This window comes from Microbacterium sp. ANT_H45B (assembly GCF_008369345.1).
GTDB lineage: Bacteria > Actinomycetota > Actinomycetes > Actinomycetales > Microbacteriaceae > Microbacterium.
Map to the genome: position 1 here is coordinate 644,277 of NZ_VOBK01000001.1, position 20,915 is coordinate 665,191.

Here is a 20,915-nt window from a genome sequence, read left to right on the forward strand (position 1 = left end):
AGCGACGCCATCCTTCCTAGAAAGTCCGCCTGTGCTGGGAAAAATCCTCGTCCGATATCTGTCCCGCTATAAGTGGTTGCTCGTGGCCGTGCTGGTCTTCCAGTTCGCCAGCGCGATCGCGACCCTCTACCTGCCCCGTCTGAACGAAGACATCATCAACAAGGGCGTCGCGCAGTCCGACACCGACTACATCTGGCGCACCGGGCTGTTCATGCTCGCCGTGTCGCTCGGGCAGATCACCGCGTCGGTCATCGCCACGTACTTCGCCGCGCGCGCGTCGATGAGCGCCGGTCGCGACATCCGCGCCGACGTCTTCGGAAAGGTGAGCGGATTCTCCGAGCGCGAGGTGTCGCAGTTCGGTGCGGGCTCGCTCATCACCCGCAACACCAACGACGTGCAGCAGGTGCAGATGCTCGCGATGATGGGTGCGACGATGCTCGTCACCGCGCCCCTCCTCGCGATCGGCGGCATCATCTTCGCGGTGCAGACGAACATCGGCCTCAGCTGGCTGATCGCGGTCTCCGTTCCGCTGCTGCTGATCGTGGCGGGTCTCGTCGTCAGCCGGATGGTGCCCCTCTTCCGCAGCTACCAGGGCAGGCTCGACACCGTGAACCGGGTCATGCGCGAGCAGCTGACCGGAGTCCGCGTGGTGCGCGCCTTCGTGCGCGAACGCATCGAGGAGGAGCGCTTCCGCGGCGCGAACACGGACATCATGGTCGTCGGTCGCAAGGTCGGCTCCCTCTTCGTCCTCCTGTTCCCGCTGTTCATGCTCATCCTCAACGTCACCGTGGTCGCCGTCGTCTGGTTCGGAGGAATCGAGGTCAACAGCGGCACCGTGCAGGTGGGAACGATCTTCGCCTTCATGCAGTACATCGGTCAGATCATGGGCGGCGTGATCATGGCCAGCTTCATGGCGATCATGATCCCCCGTGCGGCCGTCTCGGCCGAGCGCATCGGAGAGGTCCTCGACACGGAGTCCAGCATGGAGCGTCCGACGAACGGCGTGACCGACTTCCCGACGCCCGGATCCGTCGCCTTCGACGGCGTCGAGTTCACGTACCCGGGTGCCGATTCGCCTGTGCTCACGGGCATCAGCTTCGGCGCAGAACCCGGAGAGACCGTGGCGATCGTCGGATCGACGGGTGCGGGCAAGACCACGCTGGTGTCGTTGATCCCCCGCCTGTTCGACGCCTCGGGCGGCGCTGTCTCCGTCGGGGGCGTCGACGTGCGCGAGGCCGATGTGGAGTCGCTGTGGGCGACGATCGGCCTCGTGCCGCAGCGCCCGTTCCTCTTCACCGGAACCGTGGCATCGAACCTCCGTTACGGACGCGAGGAGGCCACCGACGAGGAGCTCTGGCATGCGCTCGAGATCGCGCAGGGTCGCGACTTCGTCGAGGAGATGCCGCAGGGGCTCGAGTCGCGCATCACGCAGGGCGGTACGAACGTGTCGGGCGGTCAGCGGCAGCGTCTCGCGATCGCCCGCGCGATCGTCCGGCAGCCGCAGATCCTCGTCTTCGACGACTCGTTCTCCGCTCTCGACCTCACCACGGACGCCCGTCTGAGGCAGGCGCTGTGGCGCGAACTGCCCCATGTCACGAAGATCGTGGTCGCTCAGCGAGTGTCCTCCATCACGGATGCGGACCGCATCGTCGTGCTCGAGGGAGGCACCATGGTCGGCGTCGGCACGCACGCGGAACTGCTCGAGACGAGCACGACCTATCGGGAGATCGTCGAGTCGCAGCTGGGGGTGGACGCATGAGCGAGCAGAACACGCCGAAGACCCGACGTGGTCGCGCCGCCGCCCAGACGGACGTCGCGCAGCCGGCCGAGCCGGAACTGACCGAGGAAGAGAAGTACGAGGCCGAGCTCGCCGAGAAGGCACGCCAGAACGGCGGCGGCTGGGACAGCGTCGCACCGGGCAAGGCCGACAACTTCGGCAAGAGCTTCAGCCGGATGATCGGTCTGCTCAAGCCGTCCGCCGTGTGGTTCATCCTGGTGTCGATCGCGGGTGCCGTCGGCGTCGTGCTGACGGTGGCCGCCCCCAAGGTGCTCGGCGAGGCGACCAACCTCATCTACAAGGGCTTCATCTCGGTGCAGCTCGCGCAGGCGAACGGGGACTTCCCGGGCTTCCCCGCCGGCACCGCGAAGGACGACGTGGTCGAGGCGCTCCGCCAGGGAGGACAGGACGACTACGCCAACCAGATCTCGGCCCTCGGCGACTTCCGGGTCGGCGAGGGGGTGGACTTCGAGGCGCTGCGGTGGGTCATCATCGCCGTGCTCGCGATCTACATCGTCGCGGCCTTCCTCAGCTGGATCCAGGGCTACGTCATCAACGTCATCATGGTGCGCACCATGTGGCGCCTGCGCGAGTCGGTCGAAGCGAAGATCAACCGCCTGCCGCTGTCGTACTTCGACAAGGTGCAGCGCGGTGACCTGATCTCGCGTGTGACCAACGACATCGACAACATCACGCAGACCATGCAGCAGTCGCTGTCGGGCGCGATCACCGCCGTGCTGACGGTCGTGGGCGTGCTGGTGCTGATGTTCTCGATCTCCTGGCAGCTCGCTCTCGTCGCCCTCGTCGCGCTGCCTCTCATGGGCGTGATCTTCGGCGTCATCGGTCCGCGGTCGCAGAAGGCCTTCGGAACGCAGTGGCGCAAGGTGGGGCGTCTGAACGCCCGCGTCGAGGAGGCGTTCTCGGGACACGCGCTCGTCAAGGTGTTCGGTCGCGAGAAGGACGCCCTCGACAAGTTCAAGGACGAGAACGAGGAGCTGTTCCAGGCGAGCTTCAAGGCGCAGTTCCTCTCCGGCATAATCATGCCGGCGATGACCTTCGTCGGCAGCCTCACCTACGTCGGCATCGCCGTGCTCGGCGGGCTCATGGTCGCGAGCGGCCAGCTGCGTCTCGGCGACGTGCAGGCGTTCATCCAGTACTCGCAGCAGTTCACGCAGCCGCTGTCGGAGCTGGGCGGCATGGCTGCGGTCGTGCAGTCCGGAACCGCATCGGCGGAGCGCGTGTTCGAGCTTCTCGACACCGACGAGCAGGAGGCCGACGAGCCCGATGCGCCGATGCTCGCCGACGGCGAGGGCGTCGTCGAGTTCGAGAACGTCGCGTTCTCGTACACGCCCGATCGTCCGCTGATCACCGACCTGTCGTTCCGCGTCGAGCCCGGTCAGACCGTGGCGATCGTCGGACCGACCGGAGCGGGAAAGACGACACTGGTCAACCTGATCATGCGGTTCTACGAGCTCGACGGCGGACGCATCCTCCTCGACGGCCAGGACATCTCCGAGATCACGCGGGACCAGCTGCGCTCGCGCACGGGCATGGTGCTGCAGGATCCGTGGCTGTTCGCGGGCTCCATCCGCGAGAACATCCGGTACGGGCGGTCCACTGCGACCGACGCGGATGTGCTCGAGGCCGCGAAGGCGACGTACGTCGACCGCTTCGTGCACGCCCTCCCCGAGGGATACGACACCGTGCTCGACGAAGACGCCTCCAACGTCTCCGCGGGAGAGCGCCAGCTCATCACGATCGCGCGAGCGTTCGTCGCCCAGCCGTCGATCCTCATCCTCGATGAGGCGACGTCGGCCGTCGACACCCGCACCGAGCTGCTGCTGCAGAACGCGATGGCCGCGCTGCGACAGGGGCGCACGTCGTTCGTGATCGCGCACCGGCTGTCGACGATCCGTGACGCCGATCTCATCCTCGTCATGGAGCACGGAGACATCGTCGAGAAGGGCACGCACGACGAGCTCATCACGGCACAGGGCGCCTACTGGCGGCTGTACCAGTCGCAGTTCGAGCAGGCCGCGACCGACATCGATGCCGAGGACGCGCTCACCGGGACGACTCCGGTGGTCGTGAGCGGCGATGCCGACGATGCGGCGAGTGCCGCGCAGATCGGCGCGTCGGTCGGGGCGCAGGTCCCCACCGCCGAGGCGGCCGCGGCCCAGGCGGTCGTGGAGCGCCCGGATGCCGGAGAGACCACGCACTGACCGCAGACGGCGAACGCCCCACCCGATCATCCGGGTGGGGCGTTCGCTTTCTCGTTCCTGCGCCGAAGCCGCTCGCTGCCGGGGTCAGCGCTGCTCGTCGGCGAGGCCGAAGAGCTCGAGAGGGTGCGTCAGGCGCCACCAGGGACTCGGTCCCTCGACGTCGTCGACCAGGGAGACCGAGGTGGTCACGGTGTTCAGCGGACCGACGCTCGTCGCCGTGCCGATCGCCTCACCCGACTCACGGTTCTCGCCGAGGGTGAATGTCGTGGTCGTCTGCGCGGATGTTCCGTTCCACAGCACGAGTTCGGCGTCGGCATCCGTCACGACATCCGTGGTCGTACCCCAGCGGGTCGTGACGGCGCCCACGACCGTGCCCTTCGGGACGGCGGGTGCCTGGCCCGTCAGTGCGGTCTCGATCTGCGAGAACAGGGAGCGCGTCTCCGCCAGCCGCTGTGCATCGTCGGTCTGGCCGAGCACGGCGGCATACAGGTGCACCGTCGTGTCGTCGACGGTGATGTCCTTCGCCGTCAGCAGATTCCAGCTGTCGTCGAGCGTGCCGGTCTTCACTCCGACCACTCCGGGGTCTGCGAGCATGCCGTTGGTGTTCACGACGGTTCCGGCTCCGGGCAGATCGACCGACGGGGTGCCCACGATACCTACGAACACCGGATTCTGCATCGCGAGTTCGGCGAGCGCCACCAGCGCTTCCGGGGTGGCCGTGTTGCGGGCGTCGAACCCCGAAGGCGTGACGATCGTGATGCCGTCGAGACCCCGATCGCCCAGCCATTGCGCGGCGGCGGAGGTGAACGCCGACTCCGACCCCCAGATCTCGCGGGAGAGACGATCGATGTAGTTGTTCGCGGATCCGAGCAGTGTGCCCTGCAGCATCTGCAGCTCGGTGAGGGTGCCGCCCACCGGCACGTCCAGGGCGGACTGGTCGGAGCGGCGGTAGTCCCAGTAGGCGAGGTTGTCGGCGCGGGTGAAGGCGAACTCGGGCCCCTGCTCGCCGACCGCGAGCGGCATCCTGTCGAGCACCATCAGGCTCGAGACGACCTTCGTGACGCTGGCGATCGCGGCCTGGTCGACGGAGGACGACGCGGTGCCGATCCCGGCGATGCCGGCGGCAGCGCTTCCCTGCCCCGGCCACGTCAACGCCGCCGCGGAGGCGGCGACCGGAGCGATCTCCACGGCCCGCACGGTCGGCGCCACCTCGTGCAGCGGCCACAGCAGGGTGGTGCCGGTGTATGCGGCGACGAGTCCGACGAGGATGCCGGCGGGCACCAGCAACCCGGGACGGGCGATCGCCGGGCGCAGGCTCGCGTCGCTCAGCAGCCCGGTCTCAGAGGTCGGATGCGGCGCGGTGTCCAGGGAGCCCGAGGACGTGTGCTCGGCGACGTCGAGCGGGTCGACCCAGGTGAGGGGAGTGCCGCCGCTGCCGGCATCCGCCCACTGCGGCTCGGCATCGACGGCCGCGGCGTGGAGCGTCTCCGCATCGACGATCTCGGCATCGATCATCTCGGTATCGATGATCTCGGCATCGAGCGCCGCAGGGGCGGCGGTCGCAGCATCGGGTGTCTCGGCGTCGACGGTCTCAGCATCCCCGGTCTGAGCATCCCCGGTCTCGGCATCGGCGGTCGCGACAGCACCGGGGGCATCGGTGCCGGGTGCATCGGCGCCGAGGGCGTCGGACGGGGTGGCCTCGGCGGAGTCGGGAGCGGTCACCTCCTCACGGTACCGAACCCGCACGCAGATCAGCGGCGCGGCAACGGAAGCAGACGGGAGTGTCGGCACTGGGTAAGATCGAGAGCACAACCACGGGAGTCCGGCGAGCCGGGCTGAGAGGGAGCGAATCGCGCTTCGACCGTCGAACCTGATCTGGGTCATGCCAGCGCAGGGAGGAGTCACTGATGAGCACATCCACGTCCGGATCCACCACCGGGTCCGCACCCGCATCGGCGTCCGCCGCCTCGGCCTCCCGGGGCCTCGGCCGCCCGGAGCTGTGGCGGTGGCGGGTCGTCGACATCGTCGTCGCCAGCGTCATCGCCGTCGCCTGCGCGCTGATCTTCCTGCTCTGGAACGTCGGGTACGAGGTGCCGAGCAGCATCCTGAAGCCCCTGCTCCCCGGAGTGCAGGGGCTCCTCGCGGGCCCCTGGCTGATCGCCGGCGTGCTCGGGGCACTGATCATCCGCAAGCCGGGTGCGGCGCTCTACACCGAGCTGGTGGCCGCGGTCATCTCGGCCCTCGTCGGCAATGCCTGGGGCCCGCTCACCATCGTGTCGGGCCTCGTGCAGGGTCTTGGTGCCGAGCTCGTCTTCCTCCTCTTCCTGTACGGGGTCTGGCGCCTCCCGGTCGCGATGCTGGCCGGCGCCGGGGCGGGACTCGCCTGCGGCATCAACGACCGCATCCTCTGGTACGCGGGGGCGGACACGCTCTTCACCACCGTCTACATCGTCTCGACCACCATCTCGGGTGCGGTGATCGCCGGGCTCGGAGCCTGGCTGATCGCCCGGGGTCTCGCGGCCACGGGCGCGCTTGGCCGGTTCGCCGCCGGTCGTGAGGTCACCGCACGGGTGTGAGCGCCCCCACGACACCCGCCACCCTCGAAGCCCGTGGCTGGGGGTGGCGGTACGCCACGCGACTGCGGTGGGCCGTGCGCGCCGTCGACCTGCGTATCGAACCGGGGGAGCGGGTGCTGCTGCTCGGCTCCTCCGGTGCGGGCAAGTCCACCCTGCTCCAGGGCTTCGGCGGCGTGCTCGGCGGGGCCGACGAGGGCGAGACGCACGGCGCGCTGCTCGTCGACGGTCGTCCGGCGGCCGCTGAACGCGGCCGAGTGGGCATGGTGCTGCAGGATCCCGACACGCAGACGATCCTCGCGCGGGTCGGTGACGACGTGGCTTTCGGATGCGAGAACCTCGGCGTTCCCCGTCAGGAGATCTGGACCCGTGTGCGAGCGGCGCTGGATGCCGTGCGGCTCGACGTCCCGATGGATCGCTCGACCTCGGCGCTCTCGGGCGGGCAGAAGCAACGACTCGCACTCGCCGGCGTGCTCGCGATGCGACCCGGCGCGATCCTGCTCGACGAGCCGACCGCCAATCTCGACCCCCGGGGAGTGCGTGACGTGCGGGATGCCGTGGCCGCGGCGCTCGAGGTCAGCGGCGCGACCCTCGTCGTGATCGAACACCGCATCGACGTCTGGCTGCCGCTGGTCACCCGGGTGATCGTGCTCGGCGCAGACCCCGACGGCACCGTCGTGCTCGCCGACGGCAGCCCGGACGAGGTGCTCGGGGCACGCGGCGCGGAGCTCGCGGCATCCGGGGTCTGGGTGCCGGGGCATCCGCCGATCGCGCCCCCCGCTCCCGCACACGACGCCGGGGAGCGCCTCCTTGAGGCCCGCGGCGTCACCGTCGCCCGGCAGCGCGGCCTGCCCGTCGCCGGTCCGCTCGACCTCGAGGTGCGCCCCGGCGAGGTGCTCGGGGTGACAGGTGCGAACGGCACGGGCAAGTCGACGCTCGGGCTGACCCTCGCAGGCCTGCTCCCGCCGGAGGACGGCCGTGTCCGCGCTCTTCCCGCCCTGGCCGCAGGCGAGCGGGACGATCCCTTCCGATGGTCGTCGCGCGCGCTGCTCACCCGCATCGCGACCGTGATGCAGACTCCCGAGCATCAGCTGCTCGCGAAGACCGTGCGCGACGAGCTGGCGGTCGGCCCTCGGGCGCTGCGGATGCCGGAGCCCGAGATCACCGCGCGCGTCGACGAGCTGCTCGACCGTCTGCGACTCGCAGCGGTCGCCGGGGCGAATCCGTACACCCTCTCGGGGGGCGAGAAGCGGCGGCTGACCGTCGCCGCTGCGCTCGCCACCCGCCCACGGATGCTGGTCCTCGACGAGCCCACGTTCGGTCAGGACGCCACCACGTGGGCCGAACTGGTCGGGCTGATCGCCGATCTGCGGGATCAGGGCGCCGCTGTCGTCGCGATCAGCCACGATGAGGCCGTCCTCGAGGCCCTGCACGCCCGACGTCTCGAGGTCGTCCGGTGATCGACCCGCTGACCGCCCGCATCGAGCGGCCGGGACCCGTCGCTCCGCGCTCCGCGCTTGCGAAGCTCGCCGCCGCCCTGCTCATCGCGGTGCCGCTCGTGCTGACGATCGACGTCGTCTCGGCATCCGTCGCGCTGCTCCTGGAGATCCCGCTGCTGCTGCTCTCCGGTCTGCGTGCCCGAGAGTTCTGGATCCGCACCGCCGTGCTGTGGGTCGCGGCGCCCCTGAGCGCCGTCACCATCGCTCTGTACGGCGCGACGAGCGGCACGGTCCACTTCGAGTGGCTGGTCATGCGCGTCAGCGACGGGTCACTGGCGCTCGCCGCGGCGACGGCCGTGCGCGTGCTCGCGATAGGGCTCCCCGCGGTGGTGCTGTTCGTCACCGTCGACCCCACCGACCTCGCGGACGACCTCGCGCAGCGCGCGAAGCTCCCCGCCCGTTTCGTGGTCGGAGCGCTCGCCGGAATGCGCATGCTCGGTCTGCTCGTCGATGACTGGCGTGCGCTCGCGCTGGCACGCCGTGCCAGAGGCGTCGCCGACGAGGGGCGAGTGCGCCGCGCGTTCGGCATGGCGTTCGCCCTGTTCGTGCTCGCCATCCGGCGTGGGTCGTCGCTGGCGACGGCGATGGAGGCACGCGGCTTCGGCGGTCCGGAACCGAGATCCTGGGCCCGCGAATCGACGTGGGATCGTCGCGACACCCTGCTTGTGCTCCTCGCCGCCGTCATCCCGGCCTCGGCGATCGCGGCGGCCGTGGCGACGGGGGCGTGGAACTTCATCCTCGGCCCGACAGCCTGACCCGCCGACTGCCCGACCCGACCGCCTGACCCGGCGACCGCCTGACGATATTCAGCATTCTCATAGCTGGAATGCCGATGTATTCGCTAGCATCGAGTGAACCCAAGGGGAGTACTCCACCACGGGCGGCTCGTCATTACGGATGTCCCTGCATCCCGGGTCCCCGGTCCTCGTTCGCGATGATGGAGAAGACCTTGGCGTCGACATCGTCACGCCTACGTCTTCTGGAGACCTCTTGAACATCACGCCTCTCGTGTGGATCATCACGATCGCCGTCACGATCGCCTTCTTCGTGTACGAGTTCTTCGCCCACGTGCGAAAGCCCCATGAGCCCACCATCGGCGAGTCCGCCCGCTGGTCGGCGTTCTACATCGGCCTCGCACTGCTGTTCGGCGTCGGAATCGGCGCGGTGTCGGGCTGGACGTACGGCGGCGAGTACTTCGCCGGATACCTCACGGAGAAGGCGCTGTCGATCGACAACCTCTTCGTCTTCCTCATCGTGATGACCGGCTTCGCCGTGCCGCGCAAGTATCAGCAGAAGGTGCTGATGATCGGCATCGTCATCGCGCTGATCATGCGCGGTGGATTCATCGCGCTCGGCGCGGCTCTGATCGAGAACTACTCCTGGATCTTCTACCTCTTCGGCGCGCTGCTGCTGTTCCTCGCCTACCGCCAGGCCTTCGCCCACGGCGAGTCCGACCCGGCCAACGGCCGCTTCATGCGCCTCGTGCGCCGCATCCTGCCCGTGAGCAACGAGTACAACGGCGACCGCCTGACCGTCCAGCGCGACGGCAAGCGCTTCTTCACCCCGATGTTCCTCGTGATCATCGCGATCGGGTTCATCGACCTGATCTTCGCGGTCGACTCGATCCCCGCGATCTACGGCCTGACCGAAGAGGCGTACATCGTCTTCACGGCCAACGCCTTCGCCCTCATGGGTCTGCGTCAGCTGTACTTCCTCATCGGCGGTCTGCTGGAGCGCCTGGTGTACCTGGCGCAGGGTCTCGCGGTCATCCTCGCCTTCATCGGCGTCAAGCTCGTGCTGCACGCGATGCACGTCAACGAGCTGCCGTTCATCAACGGCGGCGAGCCGATGCTGTGGGCGCCCGAGATCCCCATCTGGTTCTCGCTCGTGTTCATCGGCGCGACCATCGCCGTGGCGACCGTCGCCAGCCTCATGAAGACGCGCCGCGACGACCGGATCGATGCGGCCGCGGCCTCGTCCTCCGCACCCCTCACCACCGACACACAGAAGGAACACTCGTGAACCAGTCGCGCCGCTCCGACGCGTCCGCAGACCCTGACAGACCCGGTGCCCGAGTGACCTCGGGCACCCCCGCACCGCTCGAGGTGACCCGCTGATGGGCGATCTCGCGGTCAACATCGCCCTGGTGTTCGTGTTCGTCCTCGTCGGCGGAGTGTTCGCCGCGACGGAGATGGCACTCGTCACCCTGCGCGAGAGCCAGCTCAACGCGATCGCCGCTCGCGGCAAGCGCGGCGAGAAGGTCGCGGGCCTGGCGAGGAACCCGAACACCTTCCTCTCGGCGGTGCAGATCGGCGTGACCGTCGCCGGGTTCGCCTCGGCGGCGTACGGTGCGACCTCGATCGCCCCGTCGGTCGCGCCGCTGCTCGAGAATCTCGGCGTCGCGGCACCGCTGGCGCTGACGCTCGCGACCGTGCTGCTCACCCTCGTGATCGCGTACCTGTCCCTCGTGCTGGGCGAGCTCGTGCCCAAGCGCCTCGCCATCCAGCGCAACGCGCAGTTCGCCTACGCGGTCGCACCGGTGCTCGACGGCTTCGCCACGATCATGCGACCCGTCATCTGGCTGCTATCGGTGTCGACGAACGCGGTCGTGCGCCTGCTGGGCGGCGACCCGAACAAGGCGGCGGACGAACTCAGCGACGAAGAGCTGCGCGACATCGTCGCGACGCACCAGAGCCTGCCCGACGAGGAGCGACGGATCCTCGACGACGTGCTGTCCCTGCGGGGACGCCAGGTGAGCGAGGTCATGCGGCCGCGGCCCGAGGTCGTCGCGCTCGACGGCGCCGCGCCCCTGGCCGAGGCGATCGCCCAGGTGCGGGAGCTGCCGTTCTCGCGGTACCCGGTGATCGACGCCTCGCTCGACGACATCGTCGGCTTCGTGCACGTGCGCGACCTGTTCGAGGCCGCGGCGGCAGATGCGGAGCGACCCGTGGTCGACCTCATGCGCCCGGTCGAGTACGTCCCGTCGACGGCCGGGGTGCTGCCGACGCTGACCCGCCTGCGGGCGTCGTCGCACCACATCGCGGTCGTCGTCGACGAGTACGGCGGAACCGACGGCATCGTCACCCTCGAAGACCTCGTCGAAGAGGTCGTCGGCGAGATCTTCGACGAGTACGACACCGAAGAGCGGATGCCGGCCGCCGCCGGCGCCCTCGACGGCCGCCTGAATCTGCAGGACTTCGCCGAGATCACCGGGATCGCTCTGCCCCGCGGGGCATCGGACACGGTCGCCGGGTTCGTCACCGAGATGCTCGGACGCCTCGCGGTGGTGGGCGACGCGGTCGAGGTGCCCGGTGCGACGATCCGCGTCACGGCCGTGGATCGTCGACGGATCTCGGAGATCCGCGTCGCGCTCCACGAGGAAGCGGATGCTCCGGTCGAACCCGCCGGCGGGAACTGACGCTCAGGTCTCGTTCCACAGCCTCCGGTAGTACTCCAGCCGCTCCCGATCGGGGGCGACGCCGTAGGCCTCGATGAGCGCATCGGCCCACCCCGGGCCGAAGTTCCACTCCGTGCTCATCGAGGCCGCGGCGAGGTCCGCCCAGCGATCGGCGACCCCGAGGGCTGCGAGGTCGACGTGCGCGAGCGGGCTACCGTCGTGGTCGAGCAGGGTGTTGGGCATGCACGCATCGCCGTGGCACACCACCAGCAGGTCGATGCTCGGCGGCGTGCGCAGGTCGTCCGGCACGGCGACGCCGCGCTCGAGGGCGTTCGAGATCCGCCACTGCGGGCTCCAGTTCCAGGGGCAGTGCTCGACGGGCAGGGCGTCGTGCAGGCTCCGCAGCGCCCTCCCGACCGCGCGCACCGCCGTCGCGGGCTCGTCGGCCCAGCGGGGGTCGACGGCGCTGACGCCGGGCAGCGCCGCGGTGACCAGCCACTCGTGGGTGGCGTCCTGGCCCTGATCGAGGACCTCGGGCACCGCGATCCATCGGCGAGCCCAGCGCATGCGCGCGGCCTCGTCGCGCATGTTCGCCTCGGCATCGTGCGGACCCCACTTGATGTAGCGCCCGTCGTCGGTGCGGAAGGTCACGCCTCCGATGCCGTTCACCCAGACGGGGGCCAGTGCGGCCTCACCGGCGAGGGTCCGCACGACGGCCGGGATCTCGACGGCCTGGCTCGGAATGCTCACGGTGCGGGTCTTCCCTCCGGTCGGTGGCGGCTGCACGACCATTCTCTCGTGCGGCCCTTCCGTCCGCCTCCCGCGGCGTAAGCTCGTGGTCGACGGGCCGCCCCGCGCGGACCGAGGCTCAGTCTGACACTCCGAATCAGCTAAGCTGACACTGAGTCGCACACGTTTCGAAGGAGAACCGCATGCAGATCCAGGGCTCGAGCGCTCTCATCACCGGCGGTGCGTCCGGTCTGGGCCTCGCCACCGCGCGCAGGCTCGCCGCCGCCGGCGCCGTCGTCACCGTCCTCGACCTGCCGTCGTCGCACGGCGCCGACATCGCCGCCGAGCTCGGCGGGGTGTTCGTCTCCGGCGACGTGACGAACGCGGACGACGCGGCCGCAGCCGCCGCCGCGGCACAGGCCGCCGCCCCGCTGCGCATCGTCGTGAACTGCGCCGGCATCGCGCCGCCCGCCAAGGTGCTGGACCGCGAGGGCAACCCCGCCGCGCTCACCGACTTCGAGCGCGTCGTGCGCATCAACCTGGTCGGCACCTTCAACGTGCTGTCGCAGGCCGCGGCCGTCATGGCGAAGAACGACCCGACCGACGATGGCGACCGCGGCGTGATCGTGAACACGGCGAGCGTCGCGGCGTTCGACGGACAGATCGGGCAGCCCGCCTACTCCGCCTCCAAGGGCGGCGTGCATGCCATGACCCTGCCGGTCGCCCGTGAGCTCGCCCGCCACGGCATCCGCGTCTGCACGATCGCGCCCGGCATCATGGAGACCCCGATGCTGATGGGGCTGCCGCAGGCCGCCCAGGATTCGCTCGGCCAGCAGGTGCCGTTCCCCTCGCGACTCGGGCGTCCCGACGAGTACGCCGCCCTCGTGCAGCAGATCGCAGAGAACGGCTATCTCAACGGCGAGACCATCCGGCTCGACGGCGCGATCCGCATGGCACCGAAGTAGACCGCGCCCCCCAGACCGCGACCCTCGCACCGCCGCCCACGCTCCAAGGAGACCGCATGTCCCTCGCAGGAAAGACCATCCTCATGTCCGGCGGCAGCCGTGGCATCGGCCTCGCGATCGCGCTGCGCGCCGCGGCCGACGGCGCCAACATCGCGATGCTCGCGAAGACCGACACCCCGCATCCCACGCTCGAGGGCACCGTGCACAGCGCTGCCGAGCAGATCCGCGCCGCGGGCGGACGCGCGCTGCCCATCGTCGGCGATGTGCGCGACGATGACGACATCACCGAGGCCGTGCTGAAGACGCAGGGCGAGTTCGGCGGCATCGATATCGTCATCAACAACGCCAGCGTCATCGACCTCTCGCGCTCGCTCGACCTCGGCGCCAAGAAGTACGACCTGATGCAGGACGTCAACGTGCGCGGCACGTTCATGCTGTCGCGCGCGGCGATCCCGATCCTCACGGATGCCGAGAACCCGCACATCCTGTCGCTGTCACCGCCCCTGAACCCCAGCCCGAAGTGGCTCGGAGCGCACACCGGATACACGCTCGCGAAGTTCGGGATGACGATGGTCACACTCGGGCTCGCCGCAGAGTTCGCCCGCGACGGGATCGCCGCGAACACCCTGTGGCCGCGCACCACGATCGCGACGGCGGCGGTGCAGAACCTGCTCGGCGGCGACCGGGTGATGGCCGCGAGCCGCACCCCCGACATCTATGCGGACGCGGCTTACGCCGTGCTGTGCAAGCCCGCCGCCGAGTACACCGGGCAGACGCTGATCGTCGAGGATGTGCTCGAGGCCGACGGCGTCACCGACTTCTCGGGCTACGCCGCGGTGGCGGGCACCCCGGACGCGCAGCTGTTCCCCGACATCTTCCTCGACTGACGCTCCGCCGGCGGCATCCCGGCCGACCCTGCGCCGGCCTCGGTCCTCGCCTCAGGGGGGCGCCTCAGAAGAGAAGGTACACGGCGCCGGCGATCGTCAGCGCGATCACGATGCGATCGAACAGCACCTGGTCCATGCGCTTCGCCAGGCGGATGCCGCCGAGGGCGCCGATCACGACGAGCGGTGCGAGCACGGCGTCCATGAGCAGCACGTGCCCGTCGAAGAGTCCCAGTCCCGCGAGGAACGGGATCTTGACGAGGTTGATGATGGCGAAGAACCAGGCTGAGGTGCCCAGGAACACCTGCACCGGCGTGCGCGTCGCCAGGAAGTACATCGACAGGACGGGCCCGCCCGCGTTCGCGACCATCGTCGTGAAACCACCGAGCGTGCCGTAGACGCCGGAGAGCAGGATGCCGCCCGGGACCGGTGCGACCGCATCCGCTCTGTGCTGCCGCCATCGCCGCCACAGGGTGACGGCGATCATCGCGAGCAGGATCACTCCGATCGCGCGCCGCACGATCCCGTCGCCCGCGAGGGCCAGGAACGCGAACCCGGCCAGGAGTCCGGCGACCACGGCCGGGGCCAGGCGCAGCAGAGTGGGCCAGTGCGCATGCCGCCGATAGGTGATCAGGGCGAAGACGTCGCCCACGATCAGCAGCAGGAGCATCGCCGCGGTCGAGGTGCGTGCGGGCAGGACGGTCGCGAACAAAGCGATCGCCAGGATGCTGCCGCCAGGCAGCGCGGTCTTCGAGACGCCGATCGTGAGGGCCGCGACGCCGAGTGCCGCCCAGGCGAGGGGCTCGAGTCCGATCACCGTCGCGTGAGGGGACGTGCGGTCATGAGCGGTGCTGAACCGGTCATGAGTGGCGCTGCACTGGCCAGGCCTCGACGACGTCCTTCGACGCCTTGAGCCCGAGACCGGTGTGCTCGCGCACCAGCTTGATCGCATGGATCTTCTGGTCGGCGGCGACGAGGCGGTCGACCTCTGCCGCGACGGATGCCGCAAGGGCGCCGCGCACCGACGACGGCGTGGCCGTGATCGATGAGTGTGCGGCCGAGGCGTTCGAGACCGCCGCGAGATGTGGGGCCGTGGTGCTGACCGACCAGTGGTCGATGCGGTCCTTCGCCTCCTGTAGGCGCACACCGGTGTTCTCGCGGTAGACCTTGATGGCCTGGATCTTCTGTCCGGCGGCGACGAGGCGATCGATCTCGGCGATCGCGGTCGGGCTGAGCGCCGAGGCCGACGCGGTCGAGGTGGAGGTGGCGGCGACAGAGCGCCCCATCGTGGGGGACGGGGTGTACGTCTGCGGCTCGGGGGGCTGCGGGCGCATCGACCGCAGCGCGGCAGCGAGGATCAGCACGCCGACGACGATGACGAGGATGACTCCGCCGATGACGAGGATGGTGTCCATCCGCTCAGTCTAGGGACGCCTGCGCTCTCGCCGCAGGTCCTTCCCATCCGCCACCGCGTACCCTGGAGGTATGACCGAGACTCCCCGCACGCCCGAGACGCGCCCCGCCACGGCTCCCGCGTCGTCCCGTTCGGGGGCTGTCCGCTCCACCGGACCCGCCCAGGTGCGTCCGGCGACCGAGGGCTGGACCCAGCTGAAGGATGCCGAGGGGCGGCCGCTGCTGCAGTTCGCGAGCCCCAAACGCGGCAAGCCGCCGGTGCACCTCGCCGATCTGACCCCTGCCGAGCGCATCGAGAAGGTCAAGGAGCTCGGCCTGCCCGGCTTCCGCGCGAAGCAGCTCTCGACCCACTACTTCCGCCACTACACGTCGGATGCGGCGGCGATGACCGATCTTCCGGCCGACACTCGCGAGCAGCTCGTCGCAGGCATGCTGCCGCCACTGCTCACCGAGGTGCGCCGCCTCGAGACCGACCGCGGAGACACGATCAAGTTCCTCTGGCGTCTGCACGACGGTGCGCTCGTCGAGTCGGTGCTCATGCGGTACCCCGGCCGGATCACGCTGTGCGTGTCGAGCCAGGCGGGATGCGGCATGAACTGCCCGTTCTGCGCCACGGGGCAGGCGGGTCTGACCCGCAACATGTCGACCGCCGAGATCATCGAGCAGATCGTCCGCGCCAACCGTCTGATCGCCGAGGGCGGTCTCGGCGGCAAGACCCTTCGTCAGGCTCAGGGACCGGGGCAGACGCCGGAGCGCGTGTCGAACATCGTCTTCATGGGCATGGGGGAGCCGCTCGCCAACTACAAGCGGGTGATGGACGCGGTGCGTTCGATGGTCGCACCGCAGCCCGACGGCCTCGGCATGAGCGCACGCGGCATCACGGTCTCGACGGTGGGTCTCGTGCCCGCGATCAAGAAGCTCGCCGACGAGGGCATTCCGGTGACCTTCGCCCTCTCGCTGCACGCGCCCGACGATCACCTGCGCGACGAGCTCATTCCGGTGAACTCCCGCTGGAAGGTCGACGAGGCGCTGGATGCCGCCTACGACTACTACGCCAAGACCGGCCGTCGTGTCTCGATCGAGTACGCGCTGATCAAGGACATGAACGACCATGCCTGGCGTGCGGACCTGCTCGCCGACAAGCTCAATGAGCGCGGTCGCGGCTGGGTGCACGTCAACCCGATCCCGCTGAACCCGACGCCCGGCTCGATCTGGACCTCGTCGGACAAGGACGTCACGGACGAATTCGTGCGCCGACTGAACGACGCAGGCATCCCGACCACCCTGCGCGACACCCGCGGCAAGGAGATCGACGGCGCGTGCGGTCAGCTCGTCGCGACGACTGAAGACGAGGCCACCTCCGCAGCGATGGCCTGAGGCCCGGCGGAACCGCTCCGATCGCGGAGGCCGTCCCGGCGACCGAGGTGCTCGGCGCGCGACAGCCATGACTCGATGCGTGCGGGGCTCGCGTCCTTGACGCCGAGCATCCGGGTGGTCCGAACGGAGCGGATGCCGCAGAACCGCAGCGTTCCTCGGGCGACGTGCGTCTGCGCCGGCAGTCCGGTGAACGGCGTCAGGAACCACGGGGTGTCCGCCAGCAGGAACAGCCGACCGTTCGCGGCGGTCAGCAGTCCCTCGGGCATCCCGAGCCTCGAGTAGCGGTACTCCTGCTGCGGCAGGAGTGCCCGATCGAAGAATCCCTTGAGCAGCGCGGGCACCGATCCCCACCAGAGCGGCGTGAAGACCACGACCGTCCGCGCCTCGGCCAGTGCGCGCTTGGCGTCGATCAGATCGGGCTCGAGCGGCATGCGCTCGCGGTAGCCGAAGCGCAGCGACGGGTCGAAGTCGAGATCGCGCAGGGCGAGGATGCGGGCGTCGCCGTGGGCCGCGGCGTACCGACGCGCGAGTTCTGCGGTGAGGGATCGGGCATCCGGGTGGCCGTCGATGATCAGTGCGGAAGACATGCGGACTCCTATGTTGACAGTGTCAATCTTGGTGGACACTGTCAAGATAGGCAACAATGTTGCTTGTGTCAAGTTCTCGATCCGGCTATCACCACGGCGACCTCGCCCACGCGCTCGAAGCGGCGGCGATGCAGCTGCTCGTCGACAGGCCGGCGCAGGAGATCAGCCTGCGCGAGGTCGCGCGCGCGGCGGACGTGAGCCACAACGCGCCCTATCACCACTTCTCCGACCGCCGCGGTCTGCTCAAGGTGCTGGCTGAGCGGAGCATGGCCGATCTGGTCACGGCGGTGCGCACGTCGATCGAGGGCGCCTCCGACCCGGCCTCCGCCGCGGTCGAGGGCGGAGCCGCCTACATCCGCTTCGCCGTCGAGCACCCGCACGGCTTCGACGTGATCTACGACCCGACCGTGTGCATCCCCGGTGAGCCCAGCGAGACCATGGCGCCGCTGATCGCCGAGCTCGAAGAGCTGCTGTCGACCGCATCCGTCGCCGCGGGCCTCGAGAGCGAGAGCGGCGTCACCGCCGTCTGGGGACTCGTGCACGGCCTCGGGACCCTGTGCGCCGCCGGGCACTTCTCCCTCGACGATGCGCTCGCCGCGAGTGCCGAGGCGCTCGCGCGCATGCTCTCCCGCTGACCTCCGCGCGCCCTCCCCGCACGGGCCGCGCGCCCGCCCCGCGCCGACGGAACAGAGCCGCAGAGGCGGAAACACAGGCTTCGTCCACGCTTTCCACAGGCGGCGTTTCGTAGATTATCGGAATGCCCTATTCTGCTCACCGTCCCGGACGGTTCGATTCCCAGGGTCGGATCATCCTCGACAGCGACCCGAGCGCTGACACGGACGACCTCGACTTCCTGCGCGAGTACGAGCCGACCGGCGCCGATCTGCAGGAGCCGCGGCAGGCCGACCCGACCCCCGCGTCCGAGCCCATGCAGGAGCAGGACGCCACGGCATCCGCTCGTCCGGTGCGCGAGCCGAAGCCGCGCCGCCAGCCGCGCGAACGCGCTCCCCGCGTGCCCGGATCCCGCCTTCGTCAGCTGGCGATCCTCGGCGGAGCCGACGGCGAGATCCTCGATCGTGTGCCCGGCGAGACCCCGCGCTTCGTGCAGATGTTCTTCGTGCTCGCCGGGACCGCGCTGGTCTCGGCCATCTCGATGCTGTTCGCGCTGACCACCGGCGTGCAGGCCGCGATCTGGCTCGCCGCCCCGCTGGCGATCGTGTGGGCGCTGATCATCTTCAACCTCGACCGCTTCCTGACCTCGACCATGACCTCGACGAAGAACGTGTGGCGCCTCATCGGCCTCGCGATCCCGCGTGTGGTCATGGCGGCGATCATCGGTTTCGTCGTGGCCGAGCCGCTGGTGCTGCAGATCTTCCACAACGACATCGCCCGCGAGGTCGCCTCGACCAACATCACCCAGGCGCAGTCCGATCAGGACGCACTGGAGACCGGCCCTGAGCGCAAGGCGCTCGATGCCGCCTCCGACCGCGTCGCCGCGCTCGAGAACCAGGCGGCGACGGGGATCGTCGCCGGCACCGACTCGGCGTCCGCGAGCGAATCGGCCGCGCAGGGCACGGTCGACGACCTCACCGCCAAGATGACCGCCCAGCAGGGCGTCATCGACCAGGCGCGGGTGCTGTACCAGTGCGAGCTCACCGGCGAAGGCGCGGGCACGGTCCCCGGCTGCACCGGCGTCAACGGCGAGGGCGCGAGCTCGGATGCCGCGCAGGCGCAGCTCGCCGAGGCGCAGCAGACCTACGACGCGCTCGCCGCGCAGCTGCGCACCGCGAACGAGGAGCTGGCTGCAGCCGGCACCGCGGCCAAGGAGAACACCAGCACGTCGGAGACGCAGAACCGCGAGGAGGCGCAGTCGCAGCTGCCCGCCGCCCGTGACAGCTACGACACCGCGCTCGCCGCCTACAACGCGCGTGCCGAGTCGGTCGCCTCCGGCAACGCCGGCGCCATCGGGCTGCTCAGTCAGATCAGCGGACTCAACAGGCTGAGCGAGAAGGAGCCCACGATCCTCTGGGCGCACATCCTGATCGCCGCGCTGTTCTTCATGATCGAGCTGCTTCCGGTGCTGGTGAAGGTGCTCACGTCGTACGGCGACCCCTCGCTCTACGAGAAGGCGGCCGCGATCCGCAAGCAGGTCGCGCTCGATCGGGTCACCGCCGAGGGCTTCCGCGACCGGGCGGCGATCGTGACCGAGCAGTCGCAGGGCATGACGGCGGATGCCGCGACCGGCGAGCCGCAGACCCGCGCCGAGCGCAGGGAGGCGGCGCAGGCCGCCGACGCGCGTGCCGAGGCGCAGGAGCGCGAGCTCTCCGAGAAGCGCGCGCAGGCCCAGACGCTCGCCGAGCAGGAGCAGCTGGTCGAGCCCCGCGTCTGAGACGCGGGGGAAGGGCACGGCTCTGAGACCGGTCACGGAGTTCCGGCCCCGGTGTCGGTGGCGGCCGGTAGCGTTGTCCCATGGTCAACTATCGCTATCTCGGCAACAGCGGTCTCAAGGTCTCTGAGATCACCTACGGCAACTGGGTCACGCACGCCTCGCAGGTCGGCGACGACGCCGCCGTGAAGACGGTGCACGCGGCCCTCGAGGCCGGCATCACCACGTTCGACACCGCAGACACGTACGCCAACACGGCGGCCGAGGTCGTGCTCGGCAAGGCTCTCGAGGGCCAGCGCCGCGACGGCCTCGAGATCTTCACGAAGGTCTACTTCCCGACGGGTCCGAAGGGGCCCAACGACACCGGTCTGAGCCGCAAGCACATCCTGCGCTCGATCGACGGCTCGCTCGAGCGCCTCGGCACCGACTACGTCGATCTGTACCAGGCGCACCGCTTCGACTACGAGACCCCGCTGGAGGAGACCTTCCAGGCGTTCGCCGACGTCGTCCGTCAGGGCAAGGCCCTCTACATCGGGGTCTCCGAGTGGACGGCGGAGCAGCTCCGCGAGGGGCACGCTCTCGCGACGCAGCTCGGCATCCAGCTCATCTCGAACCAGCCCCAGTACTCCATGCTCTGGCGCGTGATCGAGGACAAGGTCGTGCCGGCCTCCGAGGAGCTCGGCATCTCGCAGATCGTCTGGTCGCCGATGGCGCAGGGCGTGCTCAGCGGCAAGTACCTGCCCGGCCAGCCGGTTCCCGACGGGTCGCGCGCGACCGACACGAACAGCGGCGCCGACTTCATCAAGAGCTTCCTGCAGGACGACATCCTCACCGCCGTGCAGCGCCTGAAGCCGATCGCCGACGAAGCGGGTCTGTCGATGCCGCAGCTCGCGATCGCCTGGGTGCTGCAGAACCCCAACGTCGCCGCCGCGCTCGTGGGGGCATCGCGCCCAGAGCAGCTCGCCCAGACCGTCAAGGCCTCGGGCGTGACGCTCGACGCCGACACGCTCGCCGCGATCGACACAGCGCTCGGCGACGCGGTCACCAGCGACCCCGAGCACACCTACTCGAGCTCGCCCAAGACGCGCCTGGTCTGAGACCGGTCT

General features: G+C 69.7%; 18 protein-coding genes and 1 riboswitch. Of the genes, 13 read left to right on the forward strand and 5 right to left on the reverse strand.

All coding sequences use genetic code 11. The features are described 5' to 3' along the window. The first annotated feature begins 31 nt into the window (after positions 1-31). Positions 32-1,759 (forward strand): ABC transporter ATP-binding protein, encoded by a 1,728-nt coding sequence (locus FQ142_RS03130; protein ID WP_149422168.1) that lies wholly within the window; start codon positions 32-34, stop codon positions 1,757-1,759. Next, entirely contained in the window at positions 1,756-3,999 is a 2,244-nt protein-coding gene (locus tag FQ142_RS03135) for an ABC transporter ATP-binding protein (protein ID WP_149422169.1), read from the forward strand. The genes FQ142_RS03130 and FQ142_RS03135 overlap by 4 nt, the downstream gene beginning before the upstream one ends. An 84-nt stretch (positions 4,000-4,083) precedes the next feature. Here the strand turns inward: FQ142_RS03135 and FQ142_RS03140 are convergent, their stop codons facing one another. Next, a complete protein-coding gene (locus FQ142_RS03140) occupies positions 4,084-5,721 on the reverse strand; it encodes a D-alanyl-D-alanine carboxypeptidase family protein (protein WP_149422170.1) in 1,638 nt (545 codons plus the stop codon). Between the two features lie 82 nt (positions 5,722-5,803). Beyond that, positions 5,804-5,913, forward strand: a riboswitch (TPP riboswitch). Here FQ142_RS03140 and FQ142_RS03145 point away from each other — a divergent pair. From FQ142_RS03145 to FQ142_RS03165, 5 genes are all read left to right on the forward strand, one after another. Then, entirely contained in the window at positions 5,907-6,575 is a 669-nt protein-coding gene (locus tag FQ142_RS03145) for an ECF transporter S component (protein WP_149422171.1), read from the forward strand. (Overlaps the previous riboswitch by 7 nt.) Next, positions 6,572-8,032, forward strand: a complete 1,461-nt coding sequence (locus FQ142_RS03150; protein ID WP_262492038.1) for an ABC transporter ATP-binding protein — start codon at positions 6,572-6,574, stop codon at positions 8,030-8,032. The genes FQ142_RS03145 and FQ142_RS03150 overlap by 4 nt, the downstream gene beginning before the upstream one ends. Then, positions 8,029-8,826: an energy-coupling factor transporter transmembrane component T family protein gene (locus tag FQ142_RS03155; protein ID WP_262492039.1), complete on the forward strand. Its 798-nt coding sequence runs from the start codon at positions 8,029-8,031 to the stop codon at positions 8,824-8,826. Before FQ142_RS03150 ends, FQ142_RS03155 begins: the two co-directional genes overlap by 4 nt. Before the next feature lie 235 nt (positions 8,827-9,061). After that, a complete protein-coding gene (locus tag FQ142_RS03160) occupies positions 9,062-10,093 on the forward strand; it encodes a TerC family protein (RefSeq protein WP_149422172.1) in 1,032 nt (343 codons plus the stop codon). A gap of 94 nt (positions 10,094-10,187) precedes the next feature. Further along, positions 10,188-11,489: a hemolysin family protein gene (locus FQ142_RS03165; RefSeq protein WP_149422173.1), complete on the forward strand. Its 1,302-nt coding sequence runs from the start codon at positions 10,188-10,190 to the stop codon at positions 11,487-11,489. 3 nt (positions 11,490-11,492) lie between these two features. Here the strand turns inward: FQ142_RS03165 and FQ142_RS03170 are convergent, their stop codons facing one another. After that, positions 11,493-12,218, reverse strand: coding sequence for an aminoglycoside 3'-phosphotransferase (locus tag FQ142_RS03170; RefSeq protein WP_149422174.1), 726 nt, complete (start codon positions 12,216-12,218; stop codon positions 11,493-11,495). Positions 12,219-12,400: 182 nt separating this feature from the next. Here FQ142_RS03170 and FQ142_RS03175 point away from each other — a divergent pair, with 182 nt between their 5' ends. After that, positions 12,401-13,162 (forward strand): SDR family NAD(P)-dependent oxidoreductase, encoded by a 762-nt coding sequence (locus tag FQ142_RS03175; RefSeq protein WP_149422175.1) that lies wholly within the window; start codon positions 12,401-12,403, stop codon positions 13,160-13,162. A gap of 56 nt (positions 13,163-13,218) precedes the next feature. Beyond that, entirely contained in the window at positions 13,219-14,049 is an 831-nt protein-coding gene (locus FQ142_RS03180) for an SDR family oxidoreductase (RefSeq protein WP_149422176.1), read from the forward strand. A gap of 64 nt (positions 14,050-14,113) precedes the next feature. On the opposite strand, the gene FQ142_RS03185 is transcribed toward FQ142_RS03180, so the two are convergent. Further along, positions 14,114-14,863, reverse strand: coding sequence for a sulfite exporter TauE/SafE family protein (locus FQ142_RS03185; protein ID WP_149422177.1), 750 nt, complete (start codon positions 14,861-14,863; stop codon positions 14,114-14,116). 43 nt (positions 14,864-14,906) lie between these two features. Next, a complete protein-coding gene (locus tag FQ142_RS17580) occupies positions 14,907-15,461 on the reverse strand; it encodes a ribosomal protein L7/L12 (protein ID WP_223145263.1) in 555 nt (184 codons plus the stop codon). 70 nt (positions 15,462-15,531) lie between these two features. Between FQ142_RS17580 and rlmN the strand changes: the two genes are divergently transcribed. Continuing rightward, entirely contained in the window at positions 15,532-16,836 is a 1,305-nt protein-coding gene (rlmN, locus tag FQ142_RS03195) for a 23S rRNA (adenine(2503)-C(2))-methyltransferase RlmN (RefSeq protein ID WP_188042288.1), read from the forward strand. Here rlmN and FQ142_RS03200 read toward each other — a convergent pair. Beyond that, positions 16,785-17,423 (reverse strand): NAD(P)H-dependent oxidoreductase, encoded by a 639-nt coding sequence (locus FQ142_RS03200; RefSeq protein ID WP_149422178.1) that lies wholly within the window; start codon positions 17,421-17,423, stop codon positions 16,785-16,787. The two genes, rlmN and FQ142_RS03200, sit on opposite strands and share 52 nt — an antisense overlap. A 65-nt stretch (positions 17,424-17,488) precedes the next feature. Here FQ142_RS03200 and FQ142_RS03205 point away from each other — a divergent pair, with 65 nt between their 5' ends. The 3 genes from FQ142_RS03205 (at position 17,489) to FQ142_RS03215 (ending at position 20,906) form a co-directional block, all read left to right on the forward strand. Then, positions 17,489-18,058, forward strand: a complete 570-nt coding sequence (locus FQ142_RS03205; protein ID WP_045253331.1) for a TetR/AcrR family transcriptional regulator — start codon at positions 17,489-17,491, stop codon at positions 18,056-18,058. A 122-nt stretch (positions 18,059-18,180) separates the two neighbouring features. Next, a complete protein-coding gene (locus FQ142_RS03210; RefSeq protein ID WP_149422179.1) occupies positions 18,181-19,812 on the forward strand; it encodes a DUF4407 domain-containing protein in 1,632 nt (543 codons plus the stop codon). An 80-nt stretch (positions 19,813-19,892) separates the two neighbouring features. Beyond that, entirely contained in the window at positions 19,893-20,906 is a 1,014-nt protein-coding gene (locus tag FQ142_RS03215; RefSeq protein WP_149422180.1) for an aldo/keto reductase family protein, read from the forward strand. Positions 20,907-20,915 lie beyond the last annotated feature (9 nt).

What these genes read in the sequence shown, in the direction of transcription:
- FQ142_RS17580 (WP_223145263.1), bottom strand. Translation starts at nt 15,461, where the DNA reads ATGGACACCATCCTCGTCATCGGCGGAGTCATCCTCGTCATCGTCGTC.
- FQ142_RS03175 (WP_149422175.1), top strand. Translation starts at nt 12,401, where the DNA reads ATGCAGATCCAGGGCTCGAGCGCTCTCATCACCGGCGGTGCGTCCGGT.
- FQ142_RS03210 (WP_149422179.1), top strand. Translation starts at nt 18,181, where the DNA reads ATGCCCTATTCTGCTCACCGTCCCGGACGGTTCGATTCCCAGGGTCGG.
- FQ142_RS03215 (WP_149422180.1), top strand. Translation starts at nt 19,893, where the DNA reads ATGGTCAACTATCGCTATCTCGGCAACAGCGGTCTCAAGGTCTCTGAG.
- rlmN (WP_188042288.1), top strand. Translation starts at nt 15,532, where the DNA reads ATGACCGAGACTCCCCGCACGCCCGAGACGCGCCCCGCCACGGCTCCC.
- FQ142_RS03145 (WP_149422171.1), top strand. Translation starts at nt 5,907, where the DNA reads ATGAGCACATCCACGTCCGGATCCACCACCGGGTCCGCACCCGCATCG.
- FQ142_RS03135 (WP_149422169.1), top strand. Translation starts at nt 1,756, where the DNA reads ATGAGCGAGCAGAACACGCCGAAGACCCGACGTGGTCGCGCCGCCGCC.
- FQ142_RS03180 (WP_149422176.1), top strand. Translation starts at nt 13,219, where the DNA reads ATGTCCCTCGCAGGAAAGACCATCCTCATGTCCGGCGGCAGCCGTGGC.
- FQ142_RS03165 (WP_149422173.1), top strand. Translation starts at nt 10,188, where the DNA reads ATGGGCGATCTCGCGGTCAACATCGCCCTGGTGTTCGTGTTCGTCCTC.
- FQ142_RS03200 (WP_149422178.1), bottom strand. Translation starts at nt 17,423, where the DNA reads ATGTCTTCCGCACTGATCATCGACGGCCACCCGGATGCCCGATCCCTC.